At 68.6% G+C, this 19,810-nt stretch carries 20 protein-coding genes; 11 read left to right on the top strand and 9 right to left on the bottom strand.

Annotated elements, in window-relative coordinates; translation table 11 throughout:
- Window positions 1-61 precede the first annotated feature (61 nt).
- The 8 genes from MAA8898_RS13860 to MAA8898_RS13895 all read right to left on the bottom strand — a co-directional run bounded on the left by MAA8898_RS13860 (window position 62) and on the right by MAA8898_RS13895 (window position 6,430).
- Window positions 62-985, bottom strand: coding sequence for a DMT family transporter (locus MAA8898_RS13860; RefSeq protein ID WP_094021628.1), 924 nt, complete (start codon window positions 983-985; stop codon window positions 62-64).
- 86 nt (window positions 986-1,071) lie between these two features.
- A complete protein-coding gene (locus MAA8898_RS13865; protein ID WP_094021629.1) occupies window positions 1,072-2,007 on the bottom strand; it encodes an AEC family transporter in 936 nt (311 codons plus the stop codon).
- A 113-nt stretch (window positions 2,008-2,120) separates the two neighbouring features.
- Window positions 2,121-2,921 (bottom strand): MBL fold metallo-hydrolase, encoded by an 801-nt coding sequence (locus MAA8898_RS13870; protein WP_094021630.1) that lies wholly within the window; start codon window positions 2,919-2,921, stop codon window positions 2,121-2,123.
- Window positions 2,918-3,751, bottom strand: coding sequence for a TatD family hydrolase (locus MAA8898_RS13875; RefSeq protein ID WP_094021631.1), 834 nt, complete (start codon window positions 3,749-3,751; stop codon window positions 2,918-2,920). The genes MAA8898_RS13870 and MAA8898_RS13875 overlap by 4 nt, the downstream gene beginning before the upstream one ends.
- Before the next feature lie 78 nt (window positions 3,752-3,829).
- Window positions 3,830-4,996, bottom strand: coding sequence for a hypothetical protein (locus MAA8898_RS13880; RefSeq protein WP_141194859.1), 1,167 nt, complete (start codon window positions 4,994-4,996; stop codon window positions 3,830-3,832).
- A complete protein-coding gene (locus MAA8898_RS13885) occupies window positions 4,993-5,400 on the bottom strand; it encodes an ExbD/TolR family protein (protein ID WP_141194860.1) in 408 nt (135 codons plus the stop codon). The genes MAA8898_RS13880 and MAA8898_RS13885 overlap by 4 nt, the downstream gene beginning before the upstream one ends.
- A 4-nt stretch (window positions 5,401-5,404) precedes the next feature.
- Window positions 5,405-5,773: an ExbD/TolR family protein gene (locus tag MAA8898_RS13890; protein WP_245853412.1), complete on the bottom strand. Its 369-nt coding sequence runs from the start codon at window positions 5,771-5,773 to the stop codon at window positions 5,405-5,407.
- Window positions 5,774-5,785: 12 nt separating this feature from the next.
- On the bottom strand, window positions 5,786-6,430 hold the full coding sequence (locus tag MAA8898_RS13895; protein ID WP_094021635.1) for a MotA/TolQ/ExbB proton channel family protein: 645 nt from the start codon (window positions 6,428-6,430) through the stop codon (window positions 5,786-5,788).
- A 753-nt stretch (window positions 6,431-7,183) separates the two neighbouring features.
- Between MAA8898_RS13895 and MAA8898_RS13900 the strand changes: the two genes are divergently transcribed.
- The 9 genes from MAA8898_RS13900 (at window position 7,184) to murD (ending at window position 16,692) form a co-directional block, all read left to right on the top strand.
- A complete protein-coding gene (locus tag MAA8898_RS13900) occupies window positions 7,184-7,696 on the top strand; it encodes a division/cell wall cluster transcriptional repressor MraZ (protein ID WP_094021636.1) in 513 nt (170 codons plus the stop codon).
- Window positions 7,697-8,680 (top strand): 16S rRNA (cytosine(1402)-N(4))-methyltransferase RsmH, encoded by a 984-nt coding sequence (gene rsmH / locus MAA8898_RS13905; protein ID WP_094021637.1) that lies wholly within the window; start codon window positions 7,697-7,699, stop codon window positions 8,678-8,680.
- 1 nt (window position 8,681) lies between these two features.
- Window positions 8,682-9,032 (top strand): cell division protein FtsL, encoded by a 351-nt coding sequence (gene ftsL, locus MAA8898_RS13910; protein WP_094021638.1) that lies wholly within the window; start codon window positions 8,682-8,684, stop codon window positions 9,030-9,032.
- Window positions 9,029-10,822 carry a peptidoglycan D,D-transpeptidase FtsI family protein gene (locus tag MAA8898_RS13915; RefSeq protein WP_094021639.1) on the top strand — a complete coding sequence of 598 codons (1,794 nt, stop codon included), beginning with the start codon at window positions 9,029-9,031 and terminating at the stop codon, window positions 10,820-10,822. The genes ftsL and MAA8898_RS13915 overlap by 4 nt, the downstream gene beginning before the upstream one ends.
- Before the next feature lie 73 nt (window positions 10,823-10,895).
- On the top strand, window positions 10,896-12,389 hold the full coding sequence (locus tag MAA8898_RS13920; RefSeq protein ID WP_176445164.1) for a UDP-N-acetylmuramoyl-L-alanyl-D-glutamate--2,6-diaminopimelate ligase: 1,494 nt from the start codon (window positions 10,896-10,898) through the stop codon (window positions 12,387-12,389).
- The gene (locus tag MAA8898_RS13925; RefSeq protein ID WP_094021640.1) at window positions 12,386-13,825 is read left to right on the top strand and encodes a UDP-N-acetylmuramoyl-tripeptide--D-alanyl-D-alanine ligase; all 1,440 of its coding nucleotides are present in this window, start codon (window positions 12,386-12,388) and stop codon (window positions 13,823-13,825) included. Before MAA8898_RS13920 ends, MAA8898_RS13925 begins: the two co-directional genes overlap by 4 nt.
- 14 nt (window positions 13,826-13,839) lie before the next feature.
- Window positions 13,840-14,922 (top strand): phospho-N-acetylmuramoyl-pentapeptide-transferase, encoded by a 1,083-nt coding sequence (mraY, locus tag MAA8898_RS13930; protein ID WP_094021641.1) that lies wholly within the window; start codon window positions 13,840-13,842, stop codon window positions 14,920-14,922.
- Between the two features lie 37 nt (window positions 14,923-14,959).
- Complete coding sequence (locus tag MAA8898_RS13935) at window positions 14,960-15,292, top strand: hypothetical protein (RefSeq protein ID WP_094021642.1); 333 nt, start codon at window positions 14,960-14,962, stop codon at window positions 15,290-15,292.
- The gene (gene murD / locus MAA8898_RS13940) at window positions 15,289-16,692 is read left to right on the top strand and encodes a UDP-N-acetylmuramoyl-L-alanine--D-glutamate ligase (protein WP_094021643.1); all 1,404 of its coding nucleotides are present in this window, start codon (window positions 15,289-15,291) and stop codon (window positions 16,690-16,692) included. The genes MAA8898_RS13935 and murD overlap by 4 nt, the downstream gene beginning before the upstream one ends.
- Here the strand turns inward: murD and MAA8898_RS13945 are convergent.
- The gene (locus MAA8898_RS13945; protein ID WP_094021644.1) at window positions 16,689-17,867 is read right to left on the bottom strand and encodes a BaiN/RdsA family NAD(P)/FAD-dependent oxidoreductase; all 1,179 of its coding nucleotides are present in this window, start codon (window positions 17,865-17,867) and stop codon (window positions 16,689-16,691) included. The genes murD and MAA8898_RS13945 overlap by 4 nt on opposite strands.
- Window positions 17,868-18,011: 144 nt before the next feature.
- Between MAA8898_RS13945 and MAA8898_RS13950 the strand changes: the two genes are divergently transcribed.
- Both MAA8898_RS13950 and MAA8898_RS13955 read left to right on the top strand, forming a co-directional pair.
- A complete protein-coding gene (locus tag MAA8898_RS13950; protein WP_094021645.1) occupies window positions 18,012-18,320 on the top strand; it encodes a hypothetical protein in 309 nt (102 codons plus the stop codon).
- A gap of 246 nt (window positions 18,321-18,566) precedes the next feature.
- Window positions 18,567-19,733 (top strand): peptidoglycan glycosyltransferase FtsW, encoded by a 1,167-nt coding sequence (locus tag MAA8898_RS13955; protein ID WP_094021646.1) that lies wholly within the window; start codon window positions 18,567-18,569, stop codon window positions 19,731-19,733.
- Window positions 19,734-19,810 lie beyond the last annotated feature (77 nt).

Consider the following 19,810-nt stretch of genomic DNA (forward strand, 5'->3'; position numbering starts at 1 on the left):
ATGTTTCCGGCCAGAAGACGCCCGGGCGAAACGCGCGGGGCGGGCGTGGAGGCGCGCTGTGTCATGGCGGTGGCGGCGGGATTCGGGTGCGCAGGTCCAGCCGGCGTTCGCGTTCAAAGATGTAGAGCCCCGAGCCGACGATGATCGCGATGCCGACCCAGGTCAGCGGCGTCGGGAAATCCGCAAAGGCGAAATAGCCGATCACCGTGGCGCCGACGATCTCGAGGTACTGCATCGGGGCGACGGTCCCGGCGGGCGCAAGGCGCAGCGCATAGGTCAGGAACAGGTGCGAAATGGTCGCCATGACGCCGACGCCGGCCAGGGTCCAGAGCGCGCGGCCCTCGGGCCAGACCGGGTCCAGCAGCGCGTGGCCGCTGCCGTCGAACAGCCAGAGCACGGGCAGGATCAGCGCGGTGGCCGCCAGCGCGGTGTGGGTCTGCAGCACCAGCGGGTGCTGGCGGCGCGCCATGGCGCGGGTCATCAGCATGTAGACCGAGAACAGCGCCGCCGTGCCCAGCGGCAGCAGCGCCACCAGCCCGAGGTCGGAAAAGCTGGGCCGGATCACCAGCAGCGCGCCGCCAAAGCCCACCGCGCAGGCCGACAGCCGCCGCCAGCCCACCGGCTCACCCAGAAACAGTGCGCCCAGCAGGATCAGGATGAACGGCTCGACGAAGAAGATCGAGATGGCGTCGGCGATCGGCATGTAGCGCAGCGCGGTAAAGAAACAGCCGGTGGCGGCCAGCAGCGCAAAGGCGCGGCCGAAATGCAGCAGCGTGTCGCGCAGGCCGGTGCGCAGGCTGTGGCCCAGCATGGCGGCCAGCGGCAGCAGGATCGCCACCTGGATGGCAAAGCGAAAGGCGACGATCTGCGGCACCGGCACCACCTCGGGCGTGGCCTTGGCCAGCGCGTCCATCATCGGCGCGAAGATACAGAAGGCCAGCATGAAGAGAATGCCGAGCGTGGTGCGGTCTGCCGGTTGGGTCATGGGGCCTCTTGGAGTTCGGGCGAGGATCGGTGCCCCGCACGCAGGCGTCTTGTCAGAAAGCGACCCCTGGCGGCAAGGGGGGCGGTTCAGGGCAGCAGCGAGAGCCAGACAGAGGCGGTGAGCACCGACAGCGCCGTGGCGATCAGCACGCCCGAGGCGGCGACGCGGCGCGCCCGGCCGTACATGTTGGCAAAGACATAGGTGTTGATGCCCGGCGCCATGGCCGCCGTCAGCACCGCCGAGCGGAAGGCATCGACCGACAGCCCGGTCAGTTTGCCCAGCGTCCAGGTGACCAGGGGGTGCAGGATCAGCGAGACGGCGCAGATCCAGGCGATCACGCGGAAATCGCCCTGCGGCTTGTAGCGGCACAGCACGCCGCCCATGCCGAACAGCGCCGCGGGCAGCGCCGAGCGGACCATCATGTCCAGCGCATCGGTCATCGCACCGGGCAGGTCGAGGTTCATGAGGTTGGCGACAAACCCCAGGCCAATCCCTATCACCAGCGCGTTGCGGAACATCGCGCGGCCCACCTTGGCCGGCAGCGCGCGATTCGAGATGCCGGCGGCGCGGGCGCGGACGATTTCCATCGCGGTGATGCCGATGCCGTAGCAAAACGGCGAATGCAGCGCGACGATGACGTAGTTCGCCTTGAGCGCGTCGGTGCCGTAGGCGCGTTCGGTCAGCGCCAGGCCGATCATGACGGAATTGGCAAAGAGGCCGCAAAAGCCGATGGCGACGGAGTCCTCCCAGTCGCGCTTGAACAGGTAGCGCGCGCCCAGGAGCCCGGCGGCGAAGCCGCTGGCCGAACCGGTGTAGAAGCTGACCAGCAGCCAGGGGTCGAAGTCCGGCCCGATGTCCAGTGTCCAGAGCGCGCGGAACAGCAGGCAGGGGATGGCGAAGTTCTGCGTGAAGACCATCAGCCCGTCGACGGCCGAGTCCGGGAACCAGCCCCGCCAGGCCGCGAGGTAGCCCGCGCCGATCACCAGGAAGACCGGCAGGATGACGTCGATCAGCGCCTGCATGTCACTGCGTCGGGCGGCGGGTGGGATGCCCGGCGTGGCGTCGCGGGCAGGTCGGTTTGGCGTATTTGCAACGAGAAGACGCGAAAGCGGCCGCGCGGTCGGGCCGCGGCCGGTCAGAGTGCATAGCGGATGACCATGCCGTCGTAGGCCGGGGTGACGTTGGCGGGGGTTTCGGCCTCGATCTCGGCATAGTCGAGGTCGATGTGCATGTTGGTCAGCACGGCGCGGCGCGGCGTCGCGCGGGCGATCCATTCCAGCGCCAGGTCGAGATGCGCATGGGTCGGATGCGGCGTGCGGCGCAGCGCGTCGAGGATCCAGCAGTCGAGGTCCTTGAGGTGGCGCCAGGCGTCATCGGGGATGGTGGCCACGTCCGGCAGGTAAGCCAGGTCGCCGATGCGAAAGCCCAGCGCGTCGATATTGCCGTGATTGACCTCGAAGGGGGTCAGGGTGATCGCCCCGCCGGCGCCGGTGATGCTGAAGGGCCCCTTGATGGTGTGCAGGTTCAGGATCGGCGGGTAGGGCGACCCTTCGGGCTGCACAAAGGCATAGGCGAAGCGCGACAGCAGGTTGTCCTGGGTCTCGCCGTCGGCCCAGACGTTCAGCCGCTTGTGCGTGTTGAAGACGATCTGGCGCAGGTCGTCCAGCCCGTGGGTGTGGTCGGCGTGGCCATGGGTCCAGACCACGGCATCCAGCGTGCCGACCCCGGCGTCGAGCAGCTGCGCGCGCATGTCGGGCGTGGTGTCGATCAGGACGGTCGTGGTGCCCTCGGGCGTCTGGCGTTCGACCAGCAGGGAACAGCGGCGGCGCGTATTGCGCGGGTTCGCCGGGTCGCAGGCGCCCCAGTGACCGCCGAGGCGCGGCACGCCACCGGACGACCCGCAGCCGAGGATGGTAAAGCGCAACTCGGCCGTCATGCACGGGCCTCGCGGGCGGGCCTTTGGCGGGCTGTGTCCTGCCAGGCGGCGGCCTTGGCAAAGAGTCGGTCGAAGTTGACCTCGGTCTGCGCGGCGAACTCCTCGAACGCCAGGCCAAAGACCTCGGCGCCCTTGCGCGCGGTATGCGCGACATAGGCCGGTTCGTTGCGTCGGCCGCGATGGGGGGGCGGTGCCAGGTAGGGGCTGTCGGTCTCCACCAGGATGCGGTCGACCGGGGCGGCGGCGAAGATGTCGCGCAGCTCCTGCGACTTGGGGAAGGCGGCGATGCCGGACATCGACAGGTAGAACCCGAGGTCGAGCGCGGCCCGCGCCAACCCTGCCCCGGAGGAAAAGCAGTGCATGACGCAGGTGTATTCCTTCGCGCGAAAGCCTTCGGTCAGGATGCGGGCCATGTCCTGATCCGCGTCGCGGGCGTGGATGATCAGCGGAAGGCCGGTCTCTTGCGCCGCCTCGATGTGAAGGCGCAGGCTCCGGCGCTGCACCTCGGCCGAGTCGGCGGTGTAGTGGTAGTCGAGGCCGGTCTCACCGATGCCGACGAACTTGGGGTGCCGCGACAGCGCGACCAGCTGGTCGACTGTTGCCAGCGGTTCTTCGGCGGCGGACATCGGGTGGGTTCCGGCGGCGTAGAAGACGGGCTCGTGCGCTTCGGCAATGGCGCGCACCTGCGGTTCGTTGCGCAACCGGGTGCAGATGGTGACCATGCGGCGCACCCCGGCGTCGAGGGCGCGCGTGATCACCTCGGGGCGCTCCTGGTCGAAGTCGGGAAAATCGAGGTGGCAATGACTGTCGGTAAGGACGGGAACGGTCATGACGGCTCCTTGGTTGCCCGAGGTATCTAGGATGGGGCGGTGAGGGTCAAGCCGGGGGCGGCGGGTGCCGTCCGAGGGTCATTGGAGCGCCAGACCCTCAGGGCGGGCCTGCGGGCGCAGGGTGAAGGGATCGGGGCGCTGTGCAGGCGGGCGCGCGCCCGGGCGCAACGAGGTTGCCACCGCCTGTGCCGTGGGCGGGCCAAGCTCTTCGAGCGGGCGTTCCGGCGGCAGGGCGTCCGGGACGGCAAGTTCCGGGTCCTGTGTCGCCGGGTCGGCGGCCGGGGGCGCCGGGGCAGGGTCAGGGGGGGCCGGATCGGGCGTGGCGGTGGCCGCGGGCGGGGCCTCGCTCGGTTCCGACAGTTCCACGGTCGGCGGCGGACCCGGGTCGACAAGCGCGGGCCGGGCGAGGGGGCGCGGCGAGGACGCCACCGCCTGCGCGGTGGGCGGGCCGAGGTCGCCAGCGGGCGGCGCGCCCTGCGGGTCTGGTGCGACCACCGGGTCCGGCGGCTCGGGTTGCGTGGCCGGGGCGCCGCGCGGCGTGGGCGGCGGAGGCGGCAGGCTGGCGTCGGCGGTCGGGCGGGCATCCGGCAGTTGCGGCACAGGGGCGGCGGCCTGGTCCGTTGCGAGGCGCGGCGCGGTCGGGGTGGCGGCTGGCGCGGGGGAAGCCTCGGTCAGCGGCGCGGTCGGGGCCACCGGAGAAGGCCCCGGGCGGGGCGGCGGCGGCGGCGCTGTGCGCAGGTCAAGCGTCGGCAACGCCCCGGCGGTCAGCGCCGCGAACCGGGGGGCCGCTGTGCGCGGCGCGTCCGGCGCCGCTGTCAGCGCCGCCCGCCCGGCCAGGGCCGCGCCGGTGGCCGCCGGATCCGGGAGCGCCAGCGGCGCGGGCGCGCTGGCGGTCAACACCGGGCGTCCCGGCGACGCGACTTCGGTCACCGGCAGCGAATGGGCCGCCTCGGCAGCGCGTGGCAGGCGCGGCACCGGCGTGCGCACGGGGGTAAAGGGCTCGGCTCCCGGGGCGGCCGGGGCCTCGGCGCTTTCCGGGGCAGTCGGGGCTTCGGGGGTGGCGGTTTCGGGGGCGCTGTCCCAGGCGGCGACCAGCGCGGCCAGTTCCGGCGTGGGCGGGGCAAGCGCGACACCGGGCGGCGCGGCCTCGTCTCCCGGCAGGGACAACAGCACCAGGGCACCGGCATGCGCGACCAGCGCCAGCAGGAGGCACAGCGCGATCTCCAACGGCCCCGGCCGCCTCATCGCGCCGGACCTCCGGCGGTGACCACGTCGACCCGCGCCGCCCCGGCCCGCGCCAGCCGTCCCAGCGCCTGCGCCAGGCGGCTGGCCTCGACCGCCACGGCCACCTGGAGGCGCACCGGCCCGTTGGCCACCGCGGCGGCCAGGGCGGCGTCCTCGGTGAGGGCCCCGTAGCTGAGCGCGCCCGACGCCGCGAGCACCAGGACCCGCGGTGTCGGTGCGGGGGGCGCGTCGGCGCGGGTCAGGGTGCTGCCGGGGCGGGCGTCCGGTTTGCCGAAATCCGCCGCCAGCAGGAAGAAGATCAGCATCAGGAAAACGACGTTGATCATCGGCACGACCGGCTCTGACCGGGGCTTTGACGGACCGGGCCAGGGACGGTGCGGCATGTGGAGGCGGTTGCGCGCCATGCCGCTACTCCACCACGGCCAGCCGGGTCAGTCCAGCCTTCTCGAGAACGGCCAGCACGGCCAGCAGGCGCCCCACCTCTGTCCCAGGCGCGGGGCGGACGATCACCACGTCCTGCGGCGTGGCCATCAGCGGGCCAAGCGCTGCGGGCAGGTCGGCCACCGCCTGGCCGTTCAGCGTGACGCTGTCCGGCAGGACGGTCACCAGGCGCGGCGGCCCGGTATAGGGCGCGCCGTCCTGCGGGCCGGCCAGCAGCAGCGAAATCCCGTCCTCGCCGCCAAAGCGCGCCACCAGCATGAAGAAGACCAGCAGCAGAAAGACCACGTCGATCATCGGCGTCAGGCTGGGCCGTCGGCGGCGCGGGGAAAGCGGCATGCGGATCATCGGTCAGGCGCTGCCTTCGTCTTCCTCGTCGTAGGTCCAGGGGGTGGTAAAGACCCGGCTGACAAGATCCTCGAGGTCATGCGCCAGCCGGTCGGACAGCCCGTCGAAGACCGACAGCGCGACCGAGGCTGGGATCGCCACCGCCATGCCGGCGGCGGTGGTCAGCAGCGCCTCCCAGATGCCGCCGGCCAGGGTGGCGGGGTCAGCCTGCTGGCCGCTGTCCTGAAGCGACTGGAAGGCGTCGATCATGCCCAGCACCGTGCCCAGCAGGCCCAGCAGCGGGGCGATGGTCACCACCAGCTCCAGCATCCGCAGGCCGATACGGGTTTCGCTCAGCACCGCGCGGGCCTGGCGGGCGGATTCCTCGCGTGCGTCCTCTTCGGGGATCGACAGGCGCGCCTGCATCGCGGCCTGCACCACGCGGGAGCGCGGCGCCGGGTCAAAGGACAGTTGCGACAGAGCCAGCGAGGTCTGCCCCTGTCCCCAGAAACGCAGCGCCGTTTCTGCGCCCTTGCTCTTCCACGTCCCGAGGCGGACCAGTTGAAGGATCTTCCAGAAGATCAGCGTCAGCGTCAGGATCGACAGGATGAAGATCGCCCAGAGCGCCGGGCCGCCACGGTCAAGGAACTCCGCAAGTGTGTTCAGCATGGATCCGCTTTCGTGGTGTGCCGCCCTGCGGCTGTGTCAGTGATCTCACGATTTCCGCGGATTTGCACCTGTCCGGTGCAGGTCCGGGACGCATCGGCGGGTCCTTGCGGGCGCGCGGCCTGGTGTTGGGGTCGGCCATTCATGGGAAATTATACCACTGGCTTGGGAGCGCCTGGCGCCTGCTGCGCGAATCTCTGCCGAGTCCGGGTCGACTCTGCGTTTTTCGAGTGATTCGGGGGCGGGATTCGGGCAAAACTGGCGCGTCGAGGCGGTGATTTGCCTTGGCGTGAGCCTTTTCTGAAGAAATTTTGGGATTGGATGGGAAAAAATCTGCGACCAAGGGGATCTCTACATCTTGTGTTGTGTTTTCCATGAGTAACCAAGTTTGCGCAATTTGGTCCCTTGAAGTCAATATTGCCTGATTTTCGATGCGCTGGCCACCGGCTGGATCGGCTCTTTCCCAGAAAATAACAGTTGCGTGCCATCATTTCCCATGGCATCCCTAGTTCATCGAAGAGAGCAGCGGCGGGGCGACACAAAGACCCCAACGATAAAAGAACAAAAGAGCAGGTTCATACAGGCAGCCGCTCTCATCGACACAAGAGGATCCGGCGCGCGGGCGAGCAGACATCCCCCCAGGTGGCGCGCGTTGTCGGAGACACCCGCTTTGCGGGTCAAGCGGCGGGTTGATCAATGGCAGCTGATCAACCCGCCGCATTTCGTTTCAAATCGGGGGATTGAGGGGCCGGGGCAGTGAGCCGCAGGCTGAGGTTCAGAGGCGAGCATCGACTGAAGGTCGATGGCAAGGGGCGGATGTCCATTCCCGCCTCGTTTCGCCGTGTCCTCGAAGCCGGCGACCCGGACTGGAACCCCGAGTCCAAGGAAAACGCCACCCCCAACTTTGTCATGGTCTACGGCAACGCCAAGTTGCCCTACCTCGAATGCTATACCGTCGAGGAGATGGAGCGGATCGAGGCCAAGATCGACGCGATGAAGGCCGGTGAGCGCAAGAAACTGATGACGCAGATCTATTCGGCGGGATCGGTGAACGCCTCGGTGGACGACACCGGGCGGATCGTGATCCCCGCCAAGCTGCGCGAGCGCTACGGCATCGAGACCGAGACCTTTGCCGTGGCCAGCCTGAACAAGTTCCACATCTGGGCCGCCGAGCGCTACACCCCGACGGATTCGATCAACGACGAAGACCTGTCCGAGGCGTTGCCGGAAGACCCGATGGAGTGGCTCGACGAAATCGAGGATCTCTAGGTGGCGGGTCCGGCGGTTCAATCCGGCGGTGCGCCCCATGTCCCCGTGCTGCTGCGCCCCCTGCTGGAGGCGGTGGCGCCGGTGACGGGCACCTGGATCGACGGCACCCTGGGCGCGGGCGGCTATGCCCGCGGCTTGCTGGAGGCGGGCGCGGACCTCGTGATCGGCATCGACCGCGATCCGCTGGCGCATGACCTCGCGCGCGACTGGGGCGCCGTCTACGGCGACCGGCTGCGGCTGGTGTTGGCGAATTTCGCGCAGATGGACACAGTGGCCGAGGCGGTGGATGGCGTGGTGCTCGATCTCGGCGTGTCGTCGATGCAGCTGGACCGGGCCGAACGCGGCTTTTCCTTCATGCGGGACGGCCCGCTGGACATGCGGATGGGGCAGGACGGCCCCAGCGCCGCCGATATCGTCAACACCGCGGGCGAGGCCGAGATCGCCGACATCCTGTATCTCTACGGCGAAGAGCGCGCCTCGCGCCGGATCGCCAAGCGGATCGTCGCGGCGCGCCCCATCACCACCACGTTGCAACTGGCCGAGATCGTCCAGGGCTGCCTGCCGCGCGCCAAGCCGGGGCAGGCGCACCCTGCCACCCGCAGCTTTCAGGCGCTGCGGATCGCGGTGAACGGCGAATACGACGCGCTGTGGCAGGGGCTGATGGCCGCCGAACGGGCGCTGAAACCGGGCGGGCGGCTGGCGGTCGTGACCTTCCATTCGGTCGAGGACCGCATGGTGAAACGGTTCTTCCAACTGCACGGCGACAGGAAGACCCACGTCAACCGCTACGGCGACCAGTCGCTTGAGGCGACCGAACCCTTCGAGGTGCTGACCCGCAAGGCCATCGGCCCGGACGACCGTGAACTGGCCGAAAATCCCCGCGCGCGGTCGGCCAAGCTGCGGGTCGGGCGGCGCACCGAGGTGCCGGCCCGCGCCATCGCGGCGGCCGAACTGTCGATGCCCGAAATGACAAGGAAAAGATGAGATGCGCAGCCTGCTGTTCCTCCTCTCGGCCCTCGCCGTCATCGGCTCCGGCTACTGGGCCTATTACGAGAATTACCGCACCCAGGACGCGCTGGACGAAGTCGACAGCCTGCGCCGCGAGATCGGCGCCGCGCGCGAGCGGCTGGCGATCCTGCGCGCCGAATGGGCCTACCTGAACCGCCCCGACCGGCTAAGCGAACTGGCCGAACTGAACTATGACCGGCTGGGCCTGTTGCCGCTGCGCCCCGACCAGTTCGGCAGCATCGACCAGGTGTCCTACCCGCCGCCGCCCCCGGCGATGGACCTGAGCGAACCCGTCGACGTGACCTCAATGGGAGCGACCAACCCGTGACCCGCATTCCCCTGCGCCCGCTGGCCCGCATCCTTGAGGCCCGCCGCAACGGCGAAAACCCCGACGCCATCGAACGCGAGAACCGCCGCCTGCGGCACGAGGAGATGCGCGACCGCATGCGCCTGCGCGCCGAGGGGCGCCTGCTGGTCCTGGCATTGATGTTCTTTTGCGCCTACGCGGTGATCGGTGCGCGGATGGGGATGCTGTCCGCCTCCGAACCCGAAGAGCCGCGCGCGCAGGCCACCGGCGCCTCGGTCATCACCAGCCGGGCCGACATCGTCGACCGGCAGGGCCGGGTGCTGGCGACCAACATGTCGACGCACGCGCTGTATGCCCACCCGCGCGACATGGTCAACCCGCTCCGCGCGGCGCAGGAACTGGCCAGGATTTTCCCGGATTTCGATGCCGACGTCTGGACCGCGCGCTTTACCAACCCGGAAACCAAGTTCCTCTGGATCCGGCAAAAGCTGAGCCCGGAGCAGATGCAGGCCGTGCATGACATCGGCGAACCCGGGCTGCTGTTCGGCTCGCGCGAGATGCGGCTCTATCCCAATGGCCCGCTGGCGGCGCATGTGCTGGGCGGCACGCGGTTCGGCAAGCAGGACGTGGCCTTTGCCGAACTGGTGGGCACGGCGGGAATCGAACGGTTCTTCGACACCGAACTCCAGGATCCGGCGCGCGAAGGTGAACCGCTGACCCTGTCGATCGACCTGTCGGTGCAGGCGGCGACCGAACAGGTGCTGGACGCGGGCATGAAGCTGCTGAACGCCAAGGGTGCGGCCAGCGTGCTGATGGACGTGCGCACCGGCGAGATCATCGCCATCGCCTCGCTGCCGGACTTCGACCCCAACAACCGCCCGCCGCCGCCCACAAAGGGCAACCCCGACGACAGCCCGCTGTTCAACCGCGCGGTGCAGGGCGTGTACGAGCTGGGCTCCACGATGAAGATCTTTCCCGTGGCGCAGGCCCTGCAACTGGGCCTCGTGAACCCCGAGACAATCATCGACACCTCGCCGCCCTTCGCGGTCGGTGGCCACAAGTTCAGCGAATTCAACAACAAGAACTACGGCAAGATCAGCGCCGAACAGGTGATCGTGCGCAGTTCGAACCGGGGCACCGGCAGGATCGCGCTGATGATCGGGGGCCAGCGGCAGCAGGCGTTTCTCAAGGCGCTCGGCTTTTTCGAGCCGCCGCACGTCGAGCTGGTGGAGGCCAAGACCGGTAAGCCGCTGGTCCAGACCCGCTGGAGCGACCAGACCACGGTCACGGTCTCCTTTGGGCACGGCATTTCTGTCTCGCCGCTGCACATGGCGGCGGCCTATGCCATGCTGGCCAATGGCGGCCATACGGTAGAGCCGACTCTGCTCAAGCGGGACCGCCCGGTGGTGGGCGACAAGTTGCTGAGCGAGGACGTGGCGGCGGCGGCCCGGGTGATGCTGCGCAAGGTGGTCAACGATCCGCACGGCACCGCCAGCTTTGCCGATGTGCCGGGCTACCACGTGGCTGGCAAGACCGGCACCTCGGAAAAGCAGAAACCCGGCGGCGGCTACTTCAAGGACAAGAACATCAACACCTTCGCCTCGATCTTCCCGGCGGAGAACCCGCGTTACGTGCTGGTGGTCACGCTGGACGAGCCGGTCGAGACGACCGGCAAGGAACCGCGACGGACCGCCGGCTGGACGGCCGTGCCGGTCGCGGCCGAGATCATCGAGCGCGTAGCGCCGCTTCTGGACTTGCGCCCGGAGTACGATCAGGGGCATTTGGAGACGTCGACGACGGCCTCGGACTGAGGGGCGTCCGGGGCTGGTCCCGGGCGGGCGCGTCGGCCGGTCGGACAACTGGAGAACCGGGGGCAAACGAGCAATGGCGTCTGAGCGCAAGATCCTGACGAAAAGCCTCTCGCAGCTGGGCCTGCATGCGCGCGGCGGGCGCGAGGCGACGGTCACCGGGCTGGCGGTCGACAGCCGCGAGGTGCAGGACGGGTTCCTGTTCGCGGCGCTGCCCGGCACCCGGGTGCATGGGGGCGAATTCATTCAGTACGCACTGCGCATGGGCGCCGCAGTCATCCTGACCGACGCCACCGGCGCGCAGATCGCGGCAAAGGAGCTGGCCGCCTCCGACGCGGCGCTGGTGATCGCCGAGGACCCGCGCCAGGCGCTGGCCTATACATCGGCGCTGTGGTTCGGCGCGCAGCCCGACACGGTTGTCGCGGTGACCGGCACCAACGGCAAGACTTCGGTCGCCACCTTCACCCGGCAGCTTTGGCAGGAACTGGGCATGCGCGCGGTCAACATCGGCACCACCGGGGTCGAAGGCGACTGGCAGGCGCCCTTGAAACACACCACGCCCGAACCGATCACCCTGCACCGCATGCTGGCAGGCGCCGCACAGTCCGGCGTGACCCATGCGGCGATGGAGGCCTCCAGCCACGGGCTGGCACAGCGGCGGCTGGACGGCGTGACGCTGGCGGCGGCGGGCTTCACCAACTTCAGCCAGGACCACCTGGACTATCACGCCAGCTTTGACGAGTATTTCGCCGCCAAGGCGGGGCTGTTCGGCCGTGTGCTGCCCGAGGACGGGGTGGCGGTGATCAACATCGACGACCCGCGCGGCGTCGACATGCTGTCCATTGCACGGGCGCGCGGGCAGGATGTCATCACCGTCGGTCGCGAGGCGGCGGACATCTGCCTGGAGGCCCAGCGTTTCGACCCGACCGGGCAGGTGATCCGCGTCAGTTTCGAAGGCATCGTGCGGCAGGAGCGGCTGGCGCTGATCGGCGGCTTCCAGGCGGAAAACGTGCTGGTCGCGGCGGGGCTGGTGATCGCTTGCGGCGGCGATCCCGAGGACGTGTTCGATGTGCTGCCGCTGCTGACCACGGTGCGCGGGCGGATGCAGCTGGCGGCGGCGCGCGACAACGGGGCGACGGTCTTTGTCGACTACGCCCACACGCCCGACGCGGTGGCGACCGCCTGCCAGGCGCTGCGCCCGCACGTCATGGGCCGCCTTGTGGCCATCGTCGGCGCCGGCGGCGACCGTGACCGGACCAAACGTCCGTTGATGGGGATGGCGGCGGCAGAGCACGCCGACAGCGTCATCGTGACCGACGACAACCCGCGCTCCGAGGACCCGGCGTCGATCCGCCGCGCGGTGCTGGACGGCGCGCCCGAGGCGTTGGAGGTGGCCGACCGCGCCGAGGCGATCCTGCGCGGCGTCGACAGCCTGGGCCCCGGCGATGCGTTGCTGATCTGCGGCAAGGGGCACGAAACCGGGCAGATCGTCGGCGACACGGTCTATCCCTTCGACGACGTCGAACAGGCCAGCGTGGCGGTCGCCGCGCTGGACGGGAGGCGGCTGTGAACGCGCTCTGGACTTCTGACGAGGCGGTCGCCGCCACCGCTGGCACCACGCCCTGCACCTGGGCCGCAACCGGCGTGTCGATCGACACCCGCACGCTGGAACCCGGCGACCTCTTCGTGGCGCTCAAGGCGGCGCGGGACGGGCATGACTTCGTCGCACAGGCGCTGGAAAAGGGCGCCGCGGCCGCGCTGGTCAGCCATATCCCCGAAGGTGTGGACAACTCCGCGCCGCTCTTGCTGGTCAAGGACGTGCAGGCCGCGCTTGAAGCGCTGAGCGAGGCGTCGCGCGCGCGCACGCGGGCGCGAGTGGTGGCGGTGACCGGCTCGGTCGGCAAGACCTCGACCAAGGAGATGCTGCGCACGGTGCTGGGCGCGCAGGGCACCGTCCATGCCGCCGAAAAGAGCTACAACAACCACTGGGGCGTGCCGCTGACGCTGGCGCGGATGCCGCGGGACGTGGATTTCGCGGTGATTGAGATCGGCATGAACCACCCCGGCGAGATCGCGCCGCTGTCGCGCATGGCGCGGCCGGACGTGGCCATGATCACCACCGTCGCCCCGGCGCACCTGGCGGCCTTCGAGAACATCGAGGGCATCGCGCGGGAAAAGGCCTCGATCTTCGAAGGGCTGGGTCCGGAGGGCATTGCCGTCTACCATGGCGACCTGGACGTGACGCCGATCCTGCGTGAGATCGCAGGCCGCCACGCGGCGCGGCGGATCACCTTTGGCGAAGGCCCGGCCAACAACCACCGTGTCGAAACCGTGTCCGTGCGCGACGACTGCACCGTGGTGCAAGGGCGCGCCTGGCGGTCGCCGGTGCTCTACAAGGTCATGGTGCCGGGGCGGCATTTCGCGGTCAACGCCATGGGCGTTCTGGCCGTGGTGACCGCGCTGGGGCTGGACCGGGCGCTGGCCGTCACCGCGCTGGGCCAGTGGCAGGCGGGCGCCGGCCGGGGCCTGCGCGAACGCATCCCGCTGGATGTCGTCGACACACGGATGAGCGTCGACCTGATCGACGATGCCTACAACTCGAACCCCGCTTCGCTGGCCGCCGCGCTGGAGGTGCTGGCCGGGGCGCAGCCGCGCGACGACATCGGCCGGGTCGCGCATGGACGGCGCATCGCCTACCTGGGCGACATGCGCGAACTCGGCTCGCAGGAGGTCGCGCTGCATGTCGCGATCGCCAGCAACCCGGCGCTGGAACAGATCGACATCGTGCATTGCATCGGCCCGCTGATGCAGCACCTCTGGCGCGCGCTGCCCGAGGCCAAGCGCGGCCACTGGACCGATACCAGCGAAAAGATGGCCGAACGCGTGGCGCGCGACCTGGACGCCGGCGACGTGGTGCTGGCCAAGGGATCGCTGTCCATGGGCGTCGGGCGCGTGGTTGACGCGATCCGCAAATTGCGCCAAGCGACACCGGATGTGGACGGGTAGGACGAGGTAACCCCATGCTGTACTGGCTGACCGAACTCAGCGACGGGGGCGATGTGTTCAACCTCTTCCGCTATATCACCTTCCGCGCGGGCGGGGCGTTCCTCACGGCGCTGGTGTTCGGGTTCCTGTTCGGCCGGCCGCTGATCAACGTGCTGCGCAAGCGGCAGGGCAAGGGCCAGCCGATCCGCAGCGACGGTCCCGAAGGCCATTTCGTCAAGGCGGGTACCCCCACCATGGGCGGGCTGCTGATCATCGGCGCGCTGACCACCTCGACCCTCCTCTGGGCGCGGCTGGACAATCCCTTTGTCTGGATGGTGCTGTTTGTCACCGCGGCCTATGCCGCCATCGGTTTTGCCGACGACTACGCCAAGGTGCGCAAGCAGAACACCGCCGGCGTGTCCGGCAAGGTACGGCTTTTGCTGGGTTTTCTGATTGCGGGGCTCGCCGCCGTCTGGGCCGCGCACTATCACCCCGAGGCGCTGACCAACCGGCTGGCCTTTCCCATCTTCAAGGATGCGCTGCTGAACCTCGGCTACCTCTTCGTGCCCTTCGCGATGATCGTCATCGTCGGTGCGGCCAACGCGGTGAACCTGACCGACGGCCTTGACGGCCTCGCAATCATGCCGGTGATGATCGCCACCTCGACGCTGGGCGTGATCGCCTACGCGGTGGGGCGGGTCGACTTTTCCGAGTACCTCGACGTGCACTACGTTCCCGGTACCGGCGAGATCCTGATCTTTGCCGCTGGGGTCGCCGGCGGGGGCTTGGGCTTTCTGTGGTACAACGCGCCGCCGGCGGCGGTCTTCATGGGCGACACCGGCTCGCTGGCGCTTGGCGGCGCGCTGGGTGCCATCGCGGTGGCCACGAAACACGAGCTGGTGCTGGGCATCGTCGGCGGGCTGTTCGTGGTCGAGGCGCTGTCGGTCATCATCCAGGTGCTGTACTTCAAGCGCACTGGCAAGCGGGTCTTCCTGATGGCGCCGATCCACCATCACTATGAAAAGAAGGGCTGGGCCGAGCCCACCATCGTCATCCGCTTCTGGATCATTTCGCTGATCCTGGCGATCATCGGCCTTGCGACGCTGAAGGTACGCTGACGGCGCGGCGCCGGTCACGCGGGAGGGGGCGGCTGTCATGCCACATGCGGAACTGAAGTATTCCAATGACCTGGCGCTCGATGCTCAGGCGATCCTTGCGGCGGTCGAACAGGTGATCCAGCGCCACGATCCCGGCGCCGGGGCCTGCAAGGGCCGCGCCTATCCCGCGCCGGTGTTTCACCACAGCCACGTCCTGCTGTCGCTCAGCCTGCTGGCCAAGCCGCACCGCGACGCGGCCTTTACCCGCGCCCTGATGGCTGAGGTCGAAGTGGCGGTGAAGGCTTTGATCTTGCAAGACTGTTACTTCTCCTTCGACCTCGCGTACAACACCGCGACCTACGTCACCAACCGGCACGAGGTGGCACGGTGATCCCGGTCGTCGGGTTCGATGGCGCGGTCGTGGCCGTGCTGGGGCTGGGCCGGTCAGGCCTGTCGGCGGCGCGCGCGCTGCGCGAGGGCGGCGCGCGGGTGGTGGCCTGGGACGACACGCCCGCCGCGCGCGAGAGGGCCGAGGCGGAGGGCTTCGAGGTGCGTCGGCTGGACCGCGCCGAGAGCTTTGACGACGTTGCCTGCCTCGTCACCTCGCCGGGGATCCCGCATCTCTACCCGCAGCCGAACGCGGTGATCGCGGCGGCGCTGCGGGCCGGGGTGACGGTGGACAACGACATCGGGCTGTTCTTCCGCAGCCTGGGCGCGGATTTCGACGCTCACGAGACCCCGCCCAAGGTGATCGCGGTCACAGGTTCCAATGGAAAATCAACCACTTCGGCACTGATCCACCACATCCTGACAGCATCGGGGCGGCACAGCCAACTGGCGGGCAACATCGGCCGCGGCGTGCTGGACATCGACCCGCCCGAGGACGGCGGCGTGGTGGTGTTGGAGCTGTCCAGCTACCAGACCGAACTTGCCCGCAGCCTCACCCCGGATGTCGCTGTTTTCACGAACCTTTCGCCCGATCACCTGGATCGGCACGCGGGCCTTGGCGGCTACTTCGCGGCCAAGCGTCGGCTGTTCGCCGAGGGTGGGCCGGACCGGGCGGTGATCGGGGTGGACGAGGTCGAGGGGCTGTTCCTGGCCGGGCAGCTGTCAGAGGGCCGGGCCGATGACCGCGTGATCCGCGTCTCCAGCGGCCAGAAACTGAGCGGACCTGGCTGGTATGTCTTTGCGCGCAAAGGATTTCTGGCGGAATGGCGCAAGGGCCGGCAGGTCGGCGCGATCGACCTGCGCGAGATCACGGGCCTGCCCGGCGCGCACAACCACCAGAACGCCTGCGCCGCCTATGCCGCCTGTCGCAGCCTGGGCCTGCCCCCGCGCGAGATCGAGGCGGCGATGCGGACCTATCCCGGTCTGCCGCACCGCAGCCAGCACATCGTCGATCTGAACGGCGTCGCCTATGTCAATGATTCCAAAGCCACAAACGTGGATTCTGCGCTGAAAGCGCTGCAAGCCTTCCCGAAGATCCGCTGGATCTGCGGCGGGCTGATGAAGGAGGGCGGGCTGGCGGCTCTGGCGCCGGGGCTGGAGCACGTCGTCAAGGCCTATGTCATCGGCCGAGAGGCCGAGAGCTTTGCCCTGCAACTGCCCGGAATCGAGGCGGAAATCTGCACCGTCATGGCCGAGGCCGTGGCCCGCGCCAGCGCCGAGGCGCAGCCTGGAGAAGTGGTTTTGTTGGCCCCTGCGGCCGCGAGCTTTGACCAGTACGACAACTTCGAAAAGCGCGGAGAGGATTTTATCGTCTGTGTTCAGAGGGTTCTGGGCATCGCTTAGGCCGTTTCGACGATGTGCCGCGCCGCCGCCACGCCCGAGGACCACGCCCACTGGAAGTTGTACCCGCCCAGCCAGCCGGTGACATCGACCGCCTCGCCGATCACGTAGAGACCGGGAAGATGGTTTGACATCAGGGACTTGGAGTCCAATCCCGAGGTGCAGACCCCGCCCAGCGTGACCTCGGCGGTGCGATAACCTTCGGACCCGGTGGGCTTCAGCCGCCAGGAGGTCAGACCCTCGCTGAGCGCGGCGATGCGGGCATCCGACAGGTCGGCGATATTCCCCTTGAAATCAAGCTCTTGTCCCAGGTGGGCGACAAGCCGCGTCGGCAGATGCGCCGAGAGCTCGGCGCTCACGGCGCGGCGTCCCTGGCTGCGGCGCATCTCCCTGAAATGACGGGACAAATCGAGGTCGGGCAGGAGGTTGACCACGATCTCCTCGCCCTCGCGCCAGTAGCTGGAGATTTGCAGGATGGCCGGGCCGGACAGCCCGCGATGGGTGAACAACAGCGCCTCGGGAAAGCTGGCTTTGTCGTTTGAAACCAAAGATTTGGCCGACACGCCGGAGATCCCGGCAAAGCGGTCGCCAAAGGTCAGTGGGACCAGGGCGGGGCGGGTTTCGGTCAGGGCATGGCCGAACTGCGCGGCGATCTCGTAGGCCAGGCCACTCGCGCCCATCTTTGGGATTGACTTGCCCCCGGTGGCCAGGATCAGGTTTTTCGACGTGATTTCAAGGGGCTCCCCGGCCTTTTCAACACGCGTGACAAACCTTCCGTCGCTGTGGCGGACCTGCCGGACCGTGGTCTCCAGCCACAACTGCGCGCCGGATTTCTCCATTTCTTTCAACAGCATGTCGACGATCTGGGTGGACTTGCCGTCGCAGAACAGCTGCCCCAGCGTCTTTTCATGCCAGGCGATGCCGTGCCGGCCCACCAGGTCGATGAAATCCCATTGCGTGTAGCGCGCCAGGGCGGATTTCACGAAATGCGGGTTGCCTGACAGGAAGGCATTGGGATCGCAGTACAAATTCGTGAAGTTGCAGCGCCCGCCGCCGGAAATCCGGATCTTTTCTCCGGGCTTTTTCGCATGGTCGAGGACCAGCACGCCGGGCCCGGCGTGCGCCGCGGCCATCATGCCGGCGGCGCCGGCGCCAAGGATCAGGGTCTGACAGTGCATGGCACCCGGCTTTTGTACGTTTTGTACGTCTTGTACGCGAAAAAAGTCCTTTTGTACAAAGCGGTAACGCCTTGTTCACCCATCCGGGAAACCCGCGCACGCACGCGCAAGGCCCTGTTAACCGCACGGCCCCAGCCTGTCCACATGAAGTACATCGAGGGAACAGGCTTTGTCGCCAGCGAACTGTCGGTCGCCGATTTCCGCAAGGAAATGGCGCTGTACCTGCGCCGGCTGGAGATGCAGGGCGGGCGCTACCTGCTGACGCGGCACGGGCGGGTCGTGGGCGGCCTCGTGTCGCCCTGGGACGTGCACGCGCTGGAAGAGGTCGACAAGCGCGACAAGGCCGAGCGCGAACGCCGCTTGCAGGCGCATGCCCGGCACGGCAACTGGCTGGAGGAAGCGCGCGAAAAGGCGCGCCGGGGCGAGGACGTGGAGTGGTCTCCGCGTTGGTGAGCCGCCGACCGTCCGGGCGCGCGCCCCGGGGTTTCTTCTCTGTGAAAATACTCCCGGGGGAGTCGCCCCGCAGGGGGCGACGGGGGCAGCGCCCCCCCACCGGCTGTCCGGCAGGGGCCAGGCAAACCGTCAGGCACAAAGGCGAACCCGCAACCGCAATTCTGTGGCCAGATCGCCCCGGATCGGCTAGGGTGCCTCTCAGACCCGGAAAAACCGGGCGTTCCGAGGCAATTGAGCGGTGTTCGGATGACGGAAATGGTTTATGGCGCGGCGCCCGTCCGGGGCGGCGAGCCGGTCCTGCCGAAATGGTGGCGGACGGTGGACAAGTGGACCTTGTCCTGCATTCTCATGCTGTTCGGCGTGGGGCTGCTGCTGGGACTGGCGGCCTCGCCGCCGCTGGCCGAGCGCAACGGGCTGGTGCCGTTCTACTACGTGCAGCGGCAGGCCTTCTTTGGCGGGCTGGCGATGATCGTGATGTTCATCGTGTCGATGATGCACCCGGTCATGGTGCGGCGGCTGGCGATCCTGGGCTTTTTCGGCGCCTTCGTGGCGCTGGCGCTGCTGCCGGTCCTCGGCACCGATTTCGGCAAGGGCGCGGTGCGCTGGTACAGCCTGGGGTTCGCCAGCGTGCAGCCCTCGGAGTTCCTCAAGCCGCTGTTCGTGATCATGGCCGCCTGGCTGATGGCGGCGGGGCAGGAGATCGGCGGCCCGCCGGGGCGGCTCTATTCCTTTGTCCTGATGACCACGATCGTGCTGATGCTGGCGTTCCAGCCGGATTTCGGGCAGGCGGCGCTGGTGCTGTTCGGCTGGGGCGTGATGTGGTTCGTCGGCGGCGCGCCGATGGTGCTGCTGGTGGCGCTGGCCGGTCTGGTCGTGCTGGGCGGGGTCGGGGCCTACAACGCCTCGGAACACTTCGCGCGGCGGATCGACGGCTTTCTGACCCCGGACGTCGATCCGACGACGCAGCTGGGCTATGCCACCAACGCGATCCGCGAGGGTGGATTTTTCGGCGTCGGCGTGGGTGAGGGCGAGGTCAAGTGGAGCCTGCCCGACGCGCACACCGATTTCATCATCGCGGTGGCGGCCGAGGAATACGGCCTGGTGCTGGTGCTGGTGATCCTGTCGTTGTATTCGGCCATCGTGATCCGCAGCTTTGTCCGGCTGATGCGCGAGCGGGACCCCTTTATCCGCCTCGCGGGCACCGGGCTGGTGGCGATGTTCGGCGTGCAGGCGATGATCAACATGGGTGTCGCGGTGCGGCTGCTGCCGGCCAAGGGCATGACGCTGCCCTTTGTCAGCTATGGCGGGTCGTCGCTGATCGCCGGCGGCATCGCGGTCGGGATGATCCTGGCCTTTACCCGCAACCGGCCGCAGGGCGACATCCGCGACATCCTGCGTGGCCGGACGCGGTGACCCGCCGATGCGCGGGAAGCTGCCGGTCGGTGCCGGACAATGGACGGCACCCCGCCGATGGTATATGCGCCCCTCGA

The organism is Antarctobacter aquimaris, assembly GCF_900184945.1.
GTDB lineage: Bacteria > Pseudomonadota > Alphaproteobacteria > Rhodobacterales > Rhodobacteraceae > Maliponia > Maliponia aquimaris.

Coding starts and splice junctions, on each gene's coding strand:
- MAA8898_RS13880 (WP_141194859.1), bottom strand. CDS start 4,996: ATGAGGCGGCCGGGGCCGTTGGAGATCGCGCTGTGCCTCCTGCTGGCG.
- MAA8898_RS13890 (WP_245853412.1), bottom strand. CDS start 5,773: ATGCCGCTTTCCCCGCGCCGCCGACGGCCCAGCCTGACGCCGATGATC.
- MAA8898_RS13885 (WP_141194860.1), bottom strand. CDS start 5,400: ATGGCGCGCAACCGCCTCCACATGCCGCACCGTCCCTGGCCCGGTCCG.
- ftsL (WP_094021638.1), top strand. CDS start 8,682: ATGCGCAGCCTGCTGTTCCTCCTCTCGGCCCTCGCCGTCATCGGCTCC.
- MAA8898_RS13865 (WP_094021629.1), bottom strand. CDS start 2,007: ATGCAGGCGCTGATCGACGTCATCCTGCCGGTCTTCCTGGTGATCGGC.
- MAA8898_RS13895 (WP_094021635.1), bottom strand. CDS start 6,430: ATGCTGAACACACTTGCGGAGTTCCTTGACCGTGGCGGCCCGGCGCTC.
- mraY (WP_094021641.1), top strand. CDS start 13,840: ATGCTGTACTGGCTGACCGAACTCAGCGACGGGGGCGATGTGTTCAAC.
- MAA8898_RS13950 (WP_094021645.1), top strand. CDS start 18,012: ATGAAGTACATCGAGGGAACAGGCTTTGTCGCCAGCGAACTGTCGGTC.
- MAA8898_RS13860 (WP_094021628.1), bottom strand. CDS start 985: ATGACCCAACCGGCAGACCGCACCACGCTCGGCATTCTCTTCATGCTG.
- MAA8898_RS13955 (WP_094021646.1), top strand. CDS start 18,567: ATGACGGAAATGGTTTATGGCGCGGCGCCCGTCCGGGGCGGCGAGCCG.
- MAA8898_RS13920 (WP_176445164.1), top strand. CDS start 10,896: ATGGCGTCTGAGCGCAAGATCCTGACGAAAAGCCTCTCGCAGCTGGGC.
- MAA8898_RS13945 (WP_094021644.1), bottom strand. CDS start 17,867: ATGCACTGTCAGACCCTGATCCTTGGCGCCGGCGCCGCCGGCATGATG.
- MAA8898_RS13935 (WP_094021642.1), top strand. CDS start 14,960: ATGCCACATGCGGAACTGAAGTATTCCAATGACCTGGCGCTCGATGCT.
- MAA8898_RS13870 (WP_094021630.1), bottom strand. CDS start 2,921: ATGACGGCCGAGTTGCGCTTTACCATCCTCGGCTGCGGGTCGTCCGGT.
- MAA8898_RS13875 (WP_094021631.1), bottom strand. CDS start 3,751: ATGACCGTTCCCGTCCTTACCGACAGTCATTGCCACCTCGATTTTCCC.